Below are 1,430 nucleotides of genomic sequence, written 5' to 3'. Positions count from 1 at the left end.
CGAGCCGGTCGGCCAGTTCGGCCAGGTGGTCGGCGGGGTCGTCCCGGTCGTACGACATGGGCACGGTCGCGTTGACGACCCAGTGCCGGACGCCGATCCCGCCGCCCAGCGGCGCGGAGCTGACCGCGCGCAGCGGACCGTCGGCGCGCCACACGAGCAGCGGGACGTCCCGACCGTCCTCCGGGCGGGCGGTCAGCACGGGTTCACTCAGCACGTGGTGACCCTACGACCCGGGTGTCGGGGGCCGACCCGGCGCCCGGGCGGGCGCGCGATCCTACTGCTTGATCAGGGCCGGCAGGTTACGCCCAACGATCAAGATTCCAGGGGTGCACCTCTGATTGCTGCTCACGTGCGCCTAGACTGGCGACGCGCGAGGGATCAGCGGACGGCGGACCCGGCCGACGGACGGCACGCGCAGGCGGAGGTGCGCGATGGACGAGGTACTGGCTCGCAGCGGGATCTTCCAGGGCGTCGACCCGGAGGCTGCCGAGGCACTCGCCAAGGAGATGGAGACGCTCGAGGTCCGCAAGGGCGAGATCGTCTTCAACGAGGGCGAACCCGGCGACAGTCTCTACATCCTGCTGTCCGGCAAGATCAAGGTGGGTCGGCGCGCTGCCGACGGCCGGCAGAACCTGATCGCGGTGATGGGCCCGTCGGACATGGTGGGCGAGCTGTCGCTCTTCGACCCCGGCCCGCGTACGGCGACGGCCACGGCGGTCACCGACACCCGTCTGGTGCGGCTGCGCAAGCAGGCCCTGCGCCCGTGGCTGAACAACCGCCCGGAGATCGCCGAGCAGCTGCTGCGGGTGCTCGCCCGCCGGCTCCGGCGCACGAACGACTCCCTGGCCGACCTGATCTTCACCGACGTGCCCGGCCGCGTCGCCAAGAACCTGCTCCAGATGGCCGGCCGCTTCGGCACCCGCGACGGCGGGGTGCTGCGGGTGACCCACGACCTCACCCAGGAGGAGATCGCCCAGCTCGTCGGCGCCTCCCGGGAGACCGTCAACAAGGCGCTGGCCGACTTCGCCTCGCGCGGGTGGCTGCGCCTGGACGGCAAGAGCATCATCATCCTCGACCCGGAGCGCCTGGCCCGCCGCGCCCGCGTCTGACGCACCCGGCTGGTCTGCCCCGGCTCTATCTGCCCGGGGCAGAATCGCTGGACACCGTGCCCGCCCGGCGGGCACGGTTGAGCGATGCTGGACCGGGTGGCCGTTCTCTCCGACATCCACGGTGCGCTGCCGGCGTTGGAGGCCGTGCTGGCCGAGCCGGACGTCGCCGCCGCCGACCTGATCGTGCTCACCGGCGACATCGCGGCCGGCCCGCAGCCGGTCGAGGTGCTGGACGTGCTCGCCGGGCTGGGCGACCGGGCCCGCTGGGTACGGGGCAACGCGGACCGCGAGCTGGTGCAGGCGCGGGCCGGCCGCCCCTCC

At 73.1% G+C, this 1,430-nt stretch carries 3 protein-coding genes; 2 read left to right on the top strand and 1 reads right to left on the bottom strand.

Features of this window, described 5'->3' with window-relative positions:
- The coding region (locus AB0B91_RS65985; protein WP_358343222.1) for an adenosylcobinamide amidohydrolase at positions 1-214 on the bottom strand (214 nt) is incomplete at its 3' end.
- Between the two features lie 217 nt (positions 215-431).
- Here AB0B91_RS65985 and AB0B91_RS65980 point away from each other — a divergent pair.
- Positions 432-1,109, top strand: coding sequence for a Crp/Fnr family transcriptional regulator (locus AB0B91_RS65980; protein WP_089003062.1), 678 nt, complete (start codon positions 432-434; stop codon positions 1,107-1,109).
- An 84-nt stretch (positions 1,110-1,193) separates the two neighbouring features.
- Positions 1,194-1,430, top strand: a 237-nt coding sequence (locus AB0B91_RS65975; protein WP_358343220.1) for a metallophosphoesterase, incomplete at its 3' end; no start/stop codon positions are given.

It is taken from the genome of Nonomuraea sp. NPDC049141 (genome assembly GCF_040648415.1).
Taxonomy (GTDB): Bacteria; Actinomycetota; Actinomycetes; order Streptosporangiales; family Streptosporangiaceae; genus Nonomuraea.
The sequence above is the reverse complement of the archived record's forward strand: the minus strand, read 5'-3'. Positions and strand labels throughout refer to the sequence as shown.

Coding starts and splice junctions, on each gene's coding strand:
- AB0B91_RS65980 (WP_089003062.1), top strand. CDS start 432: ATGGACGAGGTACTGGCTCGCAGCGGGATCTTCCAGGGCGTCGACCCG.